Here is a 14975-nt window from a genome sequence, read left to right as displayed (position 1 = left end):
GTCCCGAACGGGCACGCCGGGCCCCTGCCCGCCATCACGAAACGAGGGCCCATGGCCACCGTCCTGTCCGTCTCGGGTAGCCCCTCCGCCACCTCCCGCACCGCACGGCTGCTGCGCCACCTCGACGCGCGGCTCGCCGGCCGTGGCCACACGGTCGTACCGCTCGACGTCCGCACACTGCCCGCCGACGCCCTTCTGCGCGCCGACTTCGGACATCCGGCGGTGGCCGGGGCCCTGGACCTGTTCGCGGCTGCCGACGGCGTCGTCATCGGCACGCCCGTCTACAAGGCCGCCTACTCGGGCCTGCTGAAGTCGCTCCTCGACCTGCTCCCGCAGTACGCCCTCGCGGGGAAGACCGTCCTGCCGCTGGCCACCGGCGGCAGCACCGCGCATGTCCTGGCCATCGACTACGCGCTGCGCCCGGTGCTCAGCTCGATGGGCGCAGCCCACATCACCCAGGGATGGTTCGTCCTGGACCGGCACATCACGGTGTCAGCCGAAGGGACCCTCACCGTCGACGCCGCCGACGCCGAGGCGCTCGGCGCGATCGTCGACGGGTTCGCGGCCGCGCTCGAGACCCACGCACCGGTGGCTGTCCATGGCTGAGGTCATCCGCGACGACGCCCAGTCACTGAAGAAGGCCGCCGAACTCGCCGCGGAATTCCGCGCGGGGGCCTCGCGGCGGGACGCCGAACGCCTGCTGCCCCACGCCGAACTGGACAAGCTCTCCGCGTCCGGCCTGCTGGCCGTGACCGTCCCCGCGGACCACGGCGGCGCGGACGTCGGCGCGGTCACCCTCGCCCGGGTCTTGCGGCTGCTCGCCTCGGCCGATGCAAGCCTCGCGCAGATCCCGCAGAGCCACTTCGCGTACGTCAACGTGATCCGCAGACAGGGCACACCGGAGCAACAGGCCTTCTTCTACGGCGAGCTGCTGGCCGGCAAGCGGCTCGGCAACGCCCAGTCGGAGGCCGGAACCCGTCACATCCAGGACATCCGCACCCGGCTGGAACCCACCGCCGACGGCTCCTACCTGCTCACCGGGGTGAAGAACTACTCGACGGGCGCCCTCTTCGCCGACTGGATCCCCGTGCTCGCCCTCGGCGCCGACGGGAAGCTGTACGTCGCCTGCGTCCCGGCCGGCGCACCCGGCCTCACCGTCGTCGACGACTGGGACGGCATGGGCCAGCGCACCACGGCGAGCGGCACGGTGCGGCTGGAGGAAGTGCGGGTGCCCGCCGACCGGGTCTTCGCCCACCATCTGACCTTCGAGGGCCCTCAGCTGCACGGCGCGGTCGCGCAGTTGCTGCACGCGGCGATCGACGCGGGGATCGCGGCCGGGGCCCTGGCCGAAGCGGCGGACTTCGTCCGGACGAAGAGCCGGCCCTGGTTCGAGAGCGGGTGCGACACCGCGGCCGAGGACCCGCTGCTCATCCAGCGGTTCGGCGAGCTGGACCTGCGGGTACGGGCCGGCGACGCGCTCCTGGACACCGCGGCGCGAGCCGTGGACGTCGCGCGGGCCACGCTGACCGACGAGACCGCCGCCGAGGCGTCCCTCGCCGTCGCCGCCGCCAAGGTGTACGCGGCGGGCGCCGCGGTCGAGGTCGCGGGAGCCCTCTTCGAGGTGGCCGGCACCCGCTCCGCCCTCGACTCGCTCAATCTGCACCGGCACTGGCGCGACGCCCGCACCCACACCCTCCACGACCCGCCCCGCTGGAAGATCCAGCACCTCGGCCGCCACGTCCTCAACGGCACCCGCCCGCCCCGCCACGGCCTGCTGTGACACCCTCGATCGGAGATCACCGGTGACCCTCACCTTCCACTGGTTCCTGCCCACCAACGGCGACAGCCGTCATGTCGTCGGAGGCGGCCACGGCACCCCCGTCACCGCGGCGGGCGGCGACCGTCCGCCCACCGTCCGCTACCTCGCCCAGATCGCCCGCGCCGCCGAGGCCCTCGGCTTCGAAGGGGTCCTGACCCCGACCGGAGCCTGGTGCGAGGACGCCTGGCTGACCACGGCCATGGTCAGCCAGCACACCGAACGGCTCAAGTTCCTCGTCGCCTTCCGGCCCGGCTTCGTCTCGCCCACGCTCGCCGCGCAGATGGCCGCCACCTACCAGCGCCAGACCGGGGGACGGCTGCTGCTCAACGTGGTGACGGGCGGGGAGAGCCACGAGCAGCGCGCCTACGGGGACTTCCTCGACAAGGACGCGCGCTACGCCCGCACCGGCGAGTTCCTGGAGATCGTCCGTGACCTGTGGGACGGCAGGACGGTGGACCTGAAGGGCGAGCACCTCACCGTCGAGGACGCCCGGCTCACCCGGGTTCCCGACCCCGTGCCCCAGGTGTACTTCGGAGGTTCCTCGCCGGCCGCCGGCGCGGTCGCGGCCCGGCACGCGGACGTCTACCTCACCTGGGGCGAACCGCCCGCCCAGGTCGCCGGGAAGATCGCCTGGATACGGGGGCTCGCCGAGCGCGAGGGGCGCAATCCGCGCTTCGGCATCCGGCTCCACGTCATCGCCCGGGACACCTCCGAGCAGGCCTGGGCCGAGGCGGACCGGCTCCTGTCGGGTTTCGACCCCGATACCGTGCGCTCGGTCCAGGAGGGCCTGGCCCGCAGCGAGTCCGACGGACAGAAGCGGATGCTCGCCCTGCACGGCGGCGGCCGCGACGGTCTGGAGATCCACCCCAACCTGTGGGCCGGCATCGGTCTGGTCCGCGGCGGCGCGGGCACCGCACTCGTCGGCAGCCACGAGGAGATCGCCGAGCGTATCGAGGAGTACCACCGTCTCGGCATCGACGAGTTCGTCCTCTCCGGTTACCCGCACCTGGAGGAGGCGTACTGGTTCGGCGAGGGCGTCCTGCCCCGGCTCGCGGCCCGCGGTCTCTGGGCCCACCCGGACGGCCCGGCCTCCCCCGGCCCCGCCCTGATCCCCTTCGCCGGGGCGCCGGCCGGGGCCTGAGACCGGCGCAGGGGCCGTGGCGTGCGCCGGCGGGGTCACTGGCGGCTGCCCCGCGGGGAGGTCACGGCGGCGTCCCGCGCCCCTGTCCCCGCGTCACATCGCACGTACGGCGGCCGCAGGGCAGGCCGTACGGGTGCAACGCCGCGGGGGCGGCCTCCCGACCGGGAGACCGCCCCCGCCTCCGCGAGCCGCCTGCGTCAGCGGCCGTCGGCCAGCATGCGCTCGACATCGGCCCGGATGCCGTCCGTGGCCAGCCCCCGGATCGTCAGCGTCGTGCGGCGGCGCAGCACGTCGTCCGCCGTCTCCGCCCACTCGCGGTCGCGCGCGTACGCGACCTGCGCCCAGATCTCCGGGGCGTCGGGGTGGATGCGCTCCGCCAGCGCAGGGTTCTCGTTCGCCAGCCGAGCGATGTCGAAGGACAGCGAGCCGTAGTGCGTCGCGAGGTGCCGGGCCGTGTCGGCGGCCATGCGCGGCCCGGGCGTACCGCCGTCGACCATCAGCCGGTGCGCGACGGCGTTCGGGTTGGCGATACCGGGCAGCGGCACCTTCTTCGGCAGCCTCGCCATCGGCTCCATGTCCTCGGCGAGGGGGTGCCCGGGCAGTTCGGCCAGCTTGTTCATCACCGTACGGCCGATGTGGCGGAACGTCGTCCACTTGCCGCCCGCGACCGACAGCATCCCGCCGCGGCCCTCCGTCACGACCGTCTCCCGCTTGGCCTTGGACGTGTCACCCGGACCGCCGGGCAGTACGCGCAGCCCCGCGAAGGAGTACGTGATCAGGTCGCGGGACAGCTGCTGGTCGCGTACGGAGAACGCGGCCTCGTCCAGGATCTGCGCCGTGTCCTTCTCGGTGACCGAGACATCGGCCGGGTCGCCCTCGTACTCCTCGTCGGTCGTACCGAGCAGGAGCATGTCCTCCCACGGCAGGGCGAACGTGATCCGGTACTTGTCGATGGGCGTCGCCAGCGCGGCCTTCCACGGGCGGGTGCGCTTGAGGACCAGGTGCGCGCCCTTGGACAGGCGTATGGAGGGCGCCGCGTTCGGGTCCTCGAGCTTGCGCAGGTGGTCGACCCACGGGCCGGTGGCGTTCAGCACGAGGCGTGCGTCGACGCCGAACTCCGTGCCGTCCTGCCGGTCCTCCAGCTCGGCGCCCGTGACCCGGCCCTTGGTGAACCGCAGCCCGGTCACCGCCGCGTGGTTGAGGACGACGGCGCCCGCGTCGACGGCCGCGCGGACCGTCATCAGCGCCATCCGGGCGTCGTTCATCTGGTCGTCGCCGTAGACCGCGACGGCCTTGAGGTTGTCCGTGCGCAGCTCGGGTACGTCGCGCTGCGCCCGGGCGGGGCTGATCACATGGCCGACGCCGTCACCGAAGGCGGACAGCGCCGAGTAGGCGAAGACGCCCGCGCCGAGCTTGGCGGCGCCGTGCGGCCCGCCCTTGTAGACGGGCAGGTAGAAGGTGAGCGGGTTGGCCAGGTGCGGGGCGACCTGACGGGACACCGCGCGCCGCTCGAAGTGGTTCTCCGCGACCAGCTTGACCGCGCCGGTCTGGAGGTAGCGCAGACCGCCGTGGAGCAGCTTGGAGGAGGCGGAGGAGGTGGCGCCGGCGAAGTCGCCGGCGTCCACCAGGGCCACCCGCAGTCCGGACTGCGCGGCGTGCCAGGCGGTGGAGATGCCCAGGATGCCGCCGCCGATCACCAGGAGGTCGTACGTCGCCTTGGAAAGCTGCTCCCGGGTCTCGGCGCGGCTCGGGAGGGAGCCGGAGGCCGGATGCGTCCCGAGGGCGGGGACGCTCTGCAGGGTGGTCATGTCGATTGCTCCTCAGCTCTCTTCGTCCTCGATCCAGCCCATGGTCCGTTCGACGGCCTTGAGCCAGCTCTTGTACTCGCGGTCACGCGTGGCCGCGTCCATGCGGGGTGTCCACTCGGCGGCACGGCGCCAGTTGGCACGCAGCGCGTCGGTGTCCGGCCAGAAGCCGACGGCGAGACCGGCGGCGTAGGCGGCGCCGAGGCAGGTGGTCTCGGCGACCATGGGGCGCACCACGGGTGCGTCCAGGAAGTCGGAGAGCGTCTGCATCAGCAGGTTGTTGGAAGTCATGCCGCCGTCGACCTTGAGCGCGGTCAGCTCGACGCCGGAGTCCTTGGTCATGGCGTCGCTGATCTCGCGGGTCTGCCAGGCGGTGGCCTCGAGCACGGCCCGGGCGATGTGCGCCTTGGTCACGTAGCGGGTGAGACCGGCGATGACACCGCGGGCGTCGGGGCGCCAGTACGGGGCGAACAGGCCGGAGAACGCGGGCACGAAGTACGCGCCGCCGTTGTCCTCGACCGACGAGGCCAGCGTCTCGATCTCGGCCGCGGACTTGATCAGGCCCATCTGGTCGCGCATCCACTGCACCAGCGAACCGGTGACGGCGATGGACCCCTCGAGGGCGTAGACCGGCTTCTGCTCACCGATCTGGTAGCCGACGGTCGTCAGCAGTCCGTTGTACGAGTTCACCGGGGTGTGGCCGGTGTTCATCAGCATGAAGGTGCCGGTGCCGTACGTGGACTTGGCCTCGCCCTGGGCGAAGCAGGTCTGGCCGAACAGAGCGGCCTGCTGGTCGCCGAGAGCGGAGGCCACCGGGACCCCGTCGAGGACGCCGCCCTTGGCGGTGCCGTAGACCTCGGCGGAGGACCGGATCTCCGGCAGGACGGAGGGCGGGATCTCCATGGACTGGACGATCTTGTCGTCCCACTGCATCGTGTGCAGGTTCATCAGGAGGGTGCGCGAGGCGTTGGTGACATCGGTGACGTGGACCCCGCCGTCGGTGCCGCCGGTCAGGTTCCAGATGACCCAGGAGTCCATGGTGCCGAAGAGGATGTCGCCGCGCTCGGCGCGCTCGCGCAGCCCCTGGACGTTGTCGAGCAGCCAGCGGACCTTCGGCCCGGCGAAGTACGACGCGAGCGGCAGGCCGGTCTCGCGGCGGAAGCGGTCCTGGCCGACGTTGCGGCCGAGTTCCTTGCAGAGGGCGTCGGTGCGGGTGTCCTGCCAGACGAGGGCGTTGTAGACGGGCTCACCGGTGTTCCTGTCCCAGAGCAGGGTGGTCTCGCGCTGGTTGGTGATGCCGATCGCCTTGACGTCGGCGGAGGTGATACCGGCCTTGACGATCGCCCCCGCGACGACTTCCTGGACGTTCTCCCAGATCTCGGTCGCGTCGTGCTCGACCCAGCCGGGCTTGGGGAAGATCTGTTCGTGCTCCTTCTGGTCGACGGAGACGATCCGGCCGTCCTTGTCGAAGACGATGCAGCGGCTGGACGTGGTGCCTTGGTCGATGGCCGCGATGAACGGGCCGGTGGTGTGTGCGTCGGTCACGGTTGGCTCCCGGAAGTCTGTGTCGTGTGGAGATGTGGCTCAGGCGAAGGCGAGGTTGTAGAGTCCGCCGGCCAATGCGGCCCCGATGAGCGGTCCTACCACCGGTACCCAGGCGTAGCCCCAGTCCGACCCGCCCTTGTTCGGGAGTGGCAGCAACGCGTGCACGATCCGCGGACCGAGGTCACGCACCGGGTTGATCGCGTAGCCGGTCGGGCCGCCGAGCGACAGACCGATGCCGACGACCACCAGTGAGGTGATCAGGGCACCGAGCGCGCCGAGGCCGTTGCCCTCGTCGTTGAGGCCCTGGGTGAGGATCGCCAGGACGAGCACGAACGTGGCGATGATCTCCGTGACGACGTTCTGCACCCCGTTCCGGATCTCCGGGCCGGTGGTGAAGATGCCGAGTACGGGGCCGGCCTTCGGCGCCGCCGACTGGTCGACCATGCCCTCTTCGGCCGGCTGGTCCTTCACGATCTCGGGATCCGTGAGGTGCGCGTGGAACTGCCCGTAGTAGACGGCCCAGACGAGCACGGCGCCGATCATCGCGCCGAACAGTTCGGAGACGAGGTACAGGGGCACATCGCTCCACGCGGTGCCCCCCTGGATCGCCAGGCCGATCGTGACCGCCGGATTGAGGTGGGCGCCGGACACACCGGAGGCGATGTAGGCGCCGGTGAGCACGGCGAACCCCCACCCGAAGGTGATGGCCAGCCAGCCGGCGTTCTGTGCCTTCGAGCGCTTCAGCGTGACGGCGGCACAGACACCGCCGCCGAGCAGGATGAGTATGGCGGTACCGATGGTCTCGCCGATGAAGATGTCGGAGCTGGACACCCGCGACTCCTTTGTCCTTCGTCCAGGGGAAGGCGAAACACCGGGTCCCTCCGGTGGATCGCGGCCCCAGGTGGGTACCTGTCGAGGACGGGTACGTCACCTGTAGGGCTTGACCGGCCCTCGGCACTGTCACACCCTAACGCGTATAGCCGTTAGGTGTTCGACAATGCCGACCGGTGAGCGGCAATGTTTCTCCCCGATGGGTGGTGCGTCAAGAGGTCTGTGACGCGCGACTCGATCGTTACCGGAGAGGCGGGGGGTGCCGAAGGGGCGCTCAGAAGCGCCCGGCGCCCAGGTCCCGGGAGACGGCGCGGGCGCAGTCCCGCACCGCCGCGACGAGCTCGGGCCGCAGCTCGCCGCCGACGCAGACGCGCTCGACGGCGCCCGTGACGGCCACGGCGCCCACCGGCATCCTGCGCCGGTCATGGACGGGTGCGGCCACCGCCGCCACGCCCTCCCAGGTCTCCTCGACGTCGGCCGCCCAGCCCTGCGCCCGGGTCAGGTCGAGCAGTGACTCGAACTCGTCCGCGTCCGTGACGGTGCGCGGTGTGAAGGAGCGCCGCTCCACCTCGGTGGCCTCGCTGTGGGCGACCGGGTCGTAGGCGGCGAGGACCTTGCCCAGGGCGGTGGAGTGCAGCGGCTGCATGGCGCCGACCTCGAGCACCTGACGGCTGTCGTCCGGGCGGAAGACGTGGTGGACGATCAGGACCCCGCGCTGGTGGAGCACGCCCAGGTGGACGCTCTCGCCGCTGGAACGGGCCAGGTCGTCGGTCCACACCAGCGCGCGCGCCCGCAGTTCGTGCACGTCGAGATAGCTGTTGCCCAGGCGCAGCAGCTCGGCGCCGAGCTGGTAGCGGCCGGACGCGGCGTCCTGTTCGACGAAGCCCTCGTGCTGGAGGGTGCGCAGGATGCCGTGCGCGGTACCTTTGGCCAGACCCAGCGACGACGAGATGTCGGACAGGCCGAGCCGGCGCTCGCCGCCGGCCAGCAGGCGCAGCATCGCCGCTGCCCGCTCGAGCGACTGGATGTTCTTCGCCATCGCGCCGTACTCCTCCACCTCGGTTCGACAATGCTGAACACTATCGGTCGATGCCGACCCCTGTCCGGTGGCGCGTAGATTACGCGTTCACTCGCGAGGGGGGCCGTTCATCGCACAGCATGCAGTCCGCCCCGTGGGACGCGATGACCGGCCCGGCCGCCTCCCGGCTACGCTGGCGGCGTGTCCCCCTCCACAGAGGGGCGCAAAGCCGACAGCCGTCGCATCCCAGGGAGAACATCCATGGCCTCGTTGCCGACCCCCGCAGCTGACCCCCGGAACCGAGCCGCAGCGCTCCGTGAGGCGCTCGCCACCCGGGTGGTGGTGGCCGACGGTGCCATGGGCACCATGCTCCAGGCCCAGGACCCCACGCTCGAGGACTTCGAGAACCTCGAAGGCTGCAACGAGATCCTGAACGTCACCCGCCCCGACATCGTCCGCTCGGTGCACGAGGAGTACTTCGCTGTCGGCGTGGACTGCGTCGAGACGAACACGTTCGGAGCCAACGCCTCCGCCCTGGGCGAATACGACATCCCCGGCAGGATCCACGAGCTCTCCGAGGCCGGTGCGGCCATCGCCCGCGAGGCCGCCGACCGGTTCACCGCATCCACCGGACAGCAGCGCTGGGTGCTCGGCTCGATCGGCCCCGGCACGAAGCTGCCGACGCTGGGACACGCTCCGTACACGGTCCTGCGGGACGGCTTCCAGCAGAACGCCGAGGGCCTGATCGCCGGCGGCGCCGACGCGCTCATCATCGAGACGACGCAGGACCTCCTGCAGACCAAGGCCGCCGTCCTGGGCGCGCGGCGCGCCCTGGAGGCGATGGGCAGCGACCTCCTGGTGCTGTGCTCGCTGGCCTTCGAGACGACCGGCACCATGCTGCTCGGTTCCGAGATCGGCGCCGCGCTGACCGCGCTCGAGCCGCTCGGCGTCGACATGATCGGCCTGAACTGCTCGACCGGCCCCGCCGAGATGAGCGAGCACCTGCGCTACCTCACGCGCCACTCCCGGATCCCGCTGCTCTGCATGCCGAACGCCGGGTTGCCCGTGCTGACCAAGGACGGGGCCCACTTCCCGCTCGACGCCGAGGGTCTGGCCGACGCCCAGGAGACCTTCGTGCAGGAGTACGGGCTCTCGCTCGTGGGCGGCTGTTGCGGTACGACCCCGGAGCACCTGCGCCGACTCGTCGAACGGGTCCGCGGCTCCGAGCTCACTCCCCGCGCCCCGCGCCCCGAGCCGGGAGCGGCCTCGCTCTACCAGACCGTCCCGTTCCGCCAGGACACCTCGTACCTCGCGATCGGCGAGCGTACGAACGCCAACGGATCGAAGAAGTTCCGCGAGGCCATGCTCGACGCACGCTGGGACGACTGTGTGGAGATGGCCCGCGACCAGATCCGCGAGGGCGCGCACATGCTCGACCTCTGCGTCGACTACGTGGGGCGCGACGGCGTCGCCGACATGGAGGAGCTGGCCGGCCGCTTCGCCACCGCCTCGACCCTGCCGATCGTCCTCGACTCCACCGAGGTGCCCGTCCTGCGCGCCGGTCTGGAGAAGCTGGGCGGCCGGGCCGTACTGAACTCCGTCAACTACGAGGACGGTGACGGCCCCGAGTCCCGCTTCGCGAAGGTGGCCGGGCTGGCCGCCGAGCACGGTGCGGCGCTGATCGCGCTGACCATCGACGAGGAGGGCCAGGCCCGCACCGTCGAGCACAAGGTCGCGATCGCCGAGCGGCTCATCGAGGACCTCACCACCAACTGGGGCATCCACGAGTCGGACATCCTCATCGACTGCCTGACCTTCACCATCTGTACCGGTCAGGAGGAGTCCCGCAAGGACGGGATCGCCACCATCGGCGCCATCCGCGAGCTGAAGCGGCGCCACCCCGACGTGCAGACGACGCTGGGTCTGTCCAACATCTCCTTCGGTCTGAACCCGGCCGCCCGGGTCGTGCTGAACTCCGTCTTCCTCGACGAGTGCGTGAAGGCGGGTCTGGACTCGGCGATCGTGCACGCCTCCAAGATCCTGCCGATCGCGCGGCTGGAGGAGGAGCAGGTCAAGGTCGCCCTCGACCTGATCCACGACCGCCGCGCGGAGGGCTACGACCCGCTGCAGCGGCTGATGGAGCTCTTCGAGGGCGTCAACATGAAGTCGATGAAGCAGGGCAAGGCCGAGGAGCTCCTCGCCCTGCCACTGGACGAGCGGCTCCAGCGCCGCATCATCGACGGTGAGAAGAACGGCCTGGAGGCCGACCTCGACGAGGCTCTGCGGAGCCGTCCCGCCCTCGACATCGTCAACGACACCCTCCTGGAGGGCATGAAGGTCGTCGGCGAGCTCTTCGGCTCCGGGCAGATGCAGCTGCCCTTCGTGCTGCAGTCCGCCGAGGTCATGAAGTCCGCGGTCGCCCACCTCGAACCGCACATGGAGAAGACCGACGCCGAGGGCAAGGGCACCATCGTGCTCGCCACGGTTCGCGGAGACGTCCACGACATCGGCAAGAACCTCGTCGACATCATCCTGTCCAACAACGGCTTCAACGTGGTCAACCTGGGCATCAAGCAGCCCGTCTCCGCGATCCTGGACGCAGCGGAGGAGCACCGCGCCGATGTCATCGGCATGTCGGGCCTCCTGGTGAAGTCCACGGTGATCATGAAGGAGAACCTGGAGGAGCTGAACCAGCGCAAGATGGCGGCCGACTACCCGGTGATCCTCGGCGGCGCCGCCCTCACCCGGGCCTACGTCGAGCAGGACCTCCACGAGATCTACGAGGGCGAGGTCCGCTACGCCCGGGACGCGTTCGAGGGACTGCGGCTGATGGACGCCCTCATCGCGGTCAAGCGCGGCGTCCCGGGGGCCGTCCTCCCCGAGCTGAAGCAGCGCCGTGTGCCCAAGCGGGACACCCCGCTGATCGAGGCCGACGAGCCGGAGGAGGGCGTGCGGTCCGACGTGTCGGTCACCAACCCGGTCCCCGAGCCGCCGTTCTGGGGCACCCGGGTCGTCAAGGGCATCCAGCTCAAGGAGTACGCCTCCTGGCTGGACGAGGGCGCGCTCTTCAAGGGCCAGTGGGGCCTCAAGCAGACGCGTGCCGGTGACGGACCGACGTACGAGGAGCTCGTGGAGACCGAGGGCCGTCCGCACCTGCGCGGCTGGCTCGACAAGCTCCACACCGAGAACCTGCTGGAGGCCGCCGTCGTCTACGGCTACTTCCCCTGCGTCTCCAAGGGCGACGACCTGATCCTGCTGCACGAGGACGGCTCGGAACGCACCCGCTTCACCTTCCCGCGCCAGCGCCGCGGCCGTCGCCTCTGCCTCGCGGACTTCTTCCGCCCCGAGGAGTCCGGTGAGACGGACGTGATCGGTCTCCAGGTCGTCACCGTCGGTTCGAAGATCGGCGGGGCCACGGCCGAGCTCTTCGAGTCGAACTCCTACCGTGACTACCTGGAGCTGCACGGACTGTCCGTGCAGCTCGCCGAGGCACTCGCCGAGTACTGGCACGCGCGGGTCCGCAGCGAGCTCGGCTTCGCCGGCGAGGACCCGTCCGACGTCGAGGACATGTTCGCGCTGAAGTACCGCGGGGCGCGTTTCTCCCTCGGCTACGGGGCCTGCCCCGATCTGGAGGACCGGGCGAAGATCGCCGAGCTCCTGGAGCCCGAGCGCATCGGGGTGAAGCTCTCCGAGGAGTTCCAGCTGCACCCCGAGCAGTCCACGGACGCGATCGTCATCCACCACCCCGAGGCGAAGTACTTCAACGCACGGTAAGGATCCGTTCAACGCGCGGTGACGCCCCACTCCGCGCGCCGTACGGGCTGGAGCCGTAGACTGGTCGGTCCAGTGCAGGCCGGCCGTCGTCCCCACCGGGGAGGCGGCCGGCCTTCTCGTCCCTCATGGAGGTGTGCCGGATGACCAGTACGGTCCCCGCGTCCCTGACCCGCACGGCCGAAGGGTCGGCGCTGCAAGCCGTCCTGCTCGACATGGACGGCACACTGGTCGACACCGAAGGATTCTGGTGGGACGTGGAGGTCGAGGTCTTCGCCGACCTCGGTCACCGGCTGGACGAGGCCTGGCGCGACGTGGTGGTCGGCGGGCCCATGACCCGCAGTGCCGGTTACCTCATCGAGGTCACCGGCGCCGACATCTCCCTCGAGAAGCTCACCGTGCTGCTCAACGACCGCTTCGAGAAGCGCATCGGACACGGGGTGGCGCTGATGCCGGGCGCCGCCCGGCTGCTCGCCGAGCTCGCGGAGCACGAGGTGCCCACCGCCCTGGTCTCCGCCTCGCACCGGCGCATCATCGACAGGGTCCTCGACTCCGTCGGCCGTCATCACTTCGCGTTCACGGTCGCGGGGGACGAGGTGACCCGCACGAAGCCCCACCCCGAGCCCTACCTCGTCGCGGCGGCGGGCTTCGGGGCGGATCCCTGGCGCTGCGCGGTCATCGAGGACACGGCGACCGGAGTCGCCGCTGCCGAGGCGGCGGGCTGCCGCGTCGTCGCCGTGCCGTCCGTGGCGCCGATCGCACCCGCGCAGGGCAGAGCGGTCGTGCCCTCCCTGGAGCAGGTGGACCTCGCCTTCCTGCGGGGCCTGGTCGCTCAGTGACAACGGATGCACGGAGGGCTCTCACGCCGGGAATATCAGGTCCATGTCAATGCGACCGGCGGGGAGTGCAGGCGTGATGTTCGTCACTCGACGTGATGCCGGGCGCGCCACCGGGCGGGCTCTGCTGCCCGTTTCGCGACCCCATACGTCCCGGTTTGATGGTTACGTGTACGAAACATTCCCGCGCGTGACGTGGACAACCCGTCATCACTGATCACCGAATGGATACGCGGCCGATCCGACCCGGTCAAGCCCCGCTGTGACGCCTACTAATCTCGGTTTTCTCACAGGCCGGACCGAGGGAGAACGTCCAGATGAACCGCAAGACGCTGGTGCTGCCGGCCGTAGTGGGCCTGCTCGCGCCCGTGCTCGCAGCCTGTGGCGGGTCGGACGACGGGGGCGATGCCATCGTGGTCGGGACGACGGACCAGTTCATCGCATCGAAGGACAACCCTGCCCCCCTCGACCCGGCGATCGGCTACGAGGCCGGTGTGTGGAACATGCTGCGCCAGACCGTGCAGACCCTGACCCACATACCGCGGGGCGGCGGCGAGCCGGTCCCCGAGGCCGCCGAGAGCTGCACCTTCACCGACACGGCGAACGAGAGCTACCGCTGCACCCTGCGTGACGGACTCACCTTCGCGGACGGCACCCCCGTCACCCCGGAGGACGTGAAGTACTCCCTCCAGCGCGTGATCGACATCAAGGACGAGAGCGGCCCGGTCGGCCTGCTCGACAACATCGACACGATCGAGACCAAGGGCGAGAAGGAGATCGTCTTCCACCTGAAGACGTCGGACGCCACCTTCCCCTACAAGCTCGCCACCCCGCCCGCCGGCATCGTCCAGAAGGACAAGTACCCGGCGAAGGAGGCCCGCGAAGGCTTCCAGGTCGACGGATCCGGCCCCTACACGATGAAGCCCGAGGTCGAGGGCGACAAGATCGTCAAGGTGGTCTTCACCAAGAACCCGAAGTACAAGGGTGATCTGAAGATCAGGAACGAGAAGGTCGAGCTGGAGCTCTTCCCCGACGCGGCGGCGATGGGCAAGGCGCTCGACGAGAAGAAGATCGACATGATGACGCGCACCATGTCGCCCGAGCAGTCCCAGAAGATGCTCCAGGAGCCGAAGGAGGGCCTGAAGCTCACCGAGATGCCCGGCCTGGCCATCAGCTACATCGCGTTCAACACCGAGGATCCCGTGGTGAAGGACAAGGCCGTCCGTCAGGCCATGGCCCAGGTGATCGACCGCGGTTCCATCGCCAACAAGGTGTACGGCAGCACCGCCGAGCCGCTCTACTCGCTGATCCCGTCCGGTATCACCAGCCACACCAACTCGTTCTACAACAAGTACGGTGAGCCCGACGTGGACGCGGCCGCCAAGCTGTTGGACAAGGCCGGCATCAGCACTCCGGTGAAGTTCACGCTGCACTACACGACGGACCACTACGGTCCCGCCACCGAGGCGGAGTACGAGGCGCTGGCGAAGCAGCTCAACGACACGAAGCTGTTCGAGGTCGACGTCGAGGGCGCGCCCTGGGACAAGTTCCGCCCCGCCCAGAAGAAGGGCGAGTACGCCGTGTACGGCATGGGCTGGTTCCCCGACTTCCCGGACCCCGAGACCTACATCGCGCCGTTCCTCGACAAGAACAACTTCCTCAACTCGCCCTACACGTTGACCGAGGCGCACGGCGCGCTCATCCCGCAGTCCCGCCGCGAGGCCGACCGCAGCGCCGCGAGCCCGGCCTTCGAGAAGCTGCAGGACGTCGTTGCCGACGACGTCCCCATCCTGCCGGTCTGGCAGGGCAAGCAGTACGTCGCCTCGGTCGACGAGCTGACCGGTGTGGAGTGGGCCGTCACCTCCTCGGCCGACCTCCAGCTCTGGGAGCTGGCCCGCGGCGAGTCCTGACGGGGCGGATACGAAGAACCGGCGTGGGGGGGGGGGGGCCCCCCCCCCCCCCCCCCCCGGGGGTGGGGCCCCCCCCCCCCCCCCGGGGGGCGGGGGGCCCCCCCCCCCCCCCCGGCCGGGGGGGGGGGGGGGGCGGGCGCCCGCCCCCCCCCCCCCGGGGGGGGGGGGGGGGCCCCCCCCCCGGGGGGGCGCGGGCCCCGGGGGCCCCCCCCCCCACCACGGCGAGGGCGTCAGACCTGGACGCCCGGTGTCCCGTCCTCCACGACCACGCTCGCCCGGGTGCTGATCGTGGCGTCCGG

The 14975-nt window shown here is 70.7% G+C and carries 10 protein-coding genes; 6 read left to right on the top strand and 4 right to left on the bottom strand.

The genetic code is table 11. The features are described from left to right. The first annotated feature begins 51 nt into the window (after positions 1-51). From ssuE to ACFYSH_RS24345, 3 genes are read left to right on the top strand one after another with little or no spacing between them, the layout of a single operon-like run. Positions 52-606: an NADPH-dependent FMN reductase gene (ssuE, locus tag ACFYSH_RS24355; RefSeq protein ID WP_359477975.1), complete on the top strand. Its 555-nt coding sequence runs from the start codon at positions 52-54 to the stop codon at positions 604-606. Beyond that, entirely contained in the window at positions 599-1780 is a 1182-nt protein-coding gene (locus tag ACFYSH_RS24350; RefSeq protein ID WP_388755186.1) for an SfnB family sulfur acquisition oxidoreductase, read from the top strand. The genes ssuE and ACFYSH_RS24350 overlap by 8 nt, the downstream gene beginning before the upstream one ends. A gap of 22 nt (positions 1781-1802) precedes the next feature. Then, positions 1803-2960, top strand: coding sequence for an LLM class flavin-dependent oxidoreductase (locus tag ACFYSH_RS24345; RefSeq protein ID WP_388755183.1), 1158 nt, complete (start codon positions 1803-1805; stop codon positions 2958-2960). A 197-nt stretch (positions 2961-3157) separates the two neighbouring features. On the opposite strand, the gene ACFYSH_RS24340 is transcribed toward ACFYSH_RS24345, so the two are convergent. The 4 genes from ACFYSH_RS24340 to ACFYSH_RS24325 all read right to left on the bottom strand — a co-directional run bounded on the left by ACFYSH_RS24340 (position 3158) and on the right by ACFYSH_RS24325 (position 8180). After that, positions 3158-4768 (bottom strand): glycerol-3-phosphate dehydrogenase/oxidase, encoded by a 1611-nt coding sequence (locus ACFYSH_RS24340; protein WP_359477967.1) that lies wholly within the window; start codon positions 4766-4768, stop codon positions 3158-3160. 12 nt (positions 4769-4780) lie between these two features. After that, positions 4781-6310, bottom strand: coding sequence for a glycerol kinase GlpK (glpK, locus tag ACFYSH_RS24335; RefSeq protein ID WP_359477964.1), 1530 nt, complete (start codon positions 6308-6310; stop codon positions 4781-4783). A gap of 39 nt (positions 6311-6349) precedes the next feature. Then, positions 6350-7141: an MIP/aquaporin family protein gene (locus ACFYSH_RS24330; RefSeq protein ID WP_359477961.1), complete on the bottom strand. Its 792-nt coding sequence runs from the start codon at positions 7139-7141 to the stop codon at positions 6350-6352. A 274-nt stretch (positions 7142-7415) separates the two neighbouring features. Beyond that, positions 7416-8180: an IclR family transcriptional regulator gene (locus ACFYSH_RS24325; RefSeq protein ID WP_359477958.1), complete on the bottom strand. Its 765-nt coding sequence runs from the start codon at positions 8178-8180 to the stop codon at positions 7416-7418. 240 nt (positions 8181-8420) lie between these two features. Here ACFYSH_RS24325 and metH point away from each other — a divergent pair, with 240 nt between their 5' ends. From metH to ACFYSH_RS24310, 3 genes are all read left to right on the top strand, one after another. Next, on the top strand, positions 8421-11933 hold the full coding sequence (metH, locus tag ACFYSH_RS24320; protein ID WP_388755178.1) for a methionine synthase: 3513 nt from the start codon (positions 8421-8423) through the stop codon (positions 11931-11933). Positions 11934-12073: 140 nt separating this feature from the next. Continuing rightward, the gene (locus tag ACFYSH_RS24315) at positions 12074-12769 is read left to right on the top strand and encodes an HAD family hydrolase (RefSeq protein WP_388755175.1); all 696 of its coding nucleotides are present in this window, start codon (positions 12074-12076) and stop codon (positions 12767-12769) included. Between the two features lie 314 nt (positions 12770-13083). Next, positions 13084-14676: an ABC transporter substrate-binding protein gene (locus ACFYSH_RS24310; RefSeq protein WP_359477949.1), complete on the top strand. Its 1593-nt coding sequence runs from the start codon at positions 13084-13086 to the stop codon at positions 14674-14676. Positions 14677-14975 lie beyond the last annotated feature (299 nt).

This window comes from Streptomyces sp. NPDC005791 (assembly GCF_042871485.1).
Classification (GTDB): Bacteria; Actinomycetota; Actinomycetes; order Streptomycetales; family Streptomycetaceae; genus Streptomyces.
Note: the sequence above shows the minus strand (reverse complement) of the source record. Positions and strands in the feature narration are given on the sequence as shown.

Bases quoted from the DNA above. Each gene is read 5' to 3' on its own strand.
- ssuE (WP_359477975.1), top strand. From the start codon at position 52: ATGGCCACCGTCCTGTCCGTCTCGGGTAGCCCCTCCGCCACCTCCCGC.
- ACFYSH_RS24350 (WP_388755186.1), top strand. From the start codon at position 599: ATGGCTGAGGTCATCCGCGACGACGCCCAGTCACTGAAGAAGGCCGCC.
- ACFYSH_RS24340 (WP_359477967.1), bottom strand. From the start codon at position 4,768: ATGACCACCCTGCAGAGCGTCCCCGCCCTCGGGACGCATCCGGCCTCC.
- ACFYSH_RS24325 (WP_359477958.1), bottom strand. From the start codon at position 8,180: ATGGCGAAGAACATCCAGTCGCTCGAGCGGGCAGCGGCGATGCTGCGC.
- metH (WP_388755178.1), top strand. From the start codon at position 8,421: ATGGCCTCGTTGCCGACCCCCGCAGCTGACCCCCGGAACCGAGCCGCA.
- ACFYSH_RS24315 (WP_388755175.1), top strand. From the start codon at position 12,074: ATGACCAGTACGGTCCCCGCGTCCCTGACCCGCACGGCCGAAGGGTCG.
- ACFYSH_RS24310 (WP_359477949.1), top strand. From the start codon at position 13,084: ATGAACCGCAAGACGCTGGTGCTGCCGGCCGTAGTGGGCCTGCTCGCG.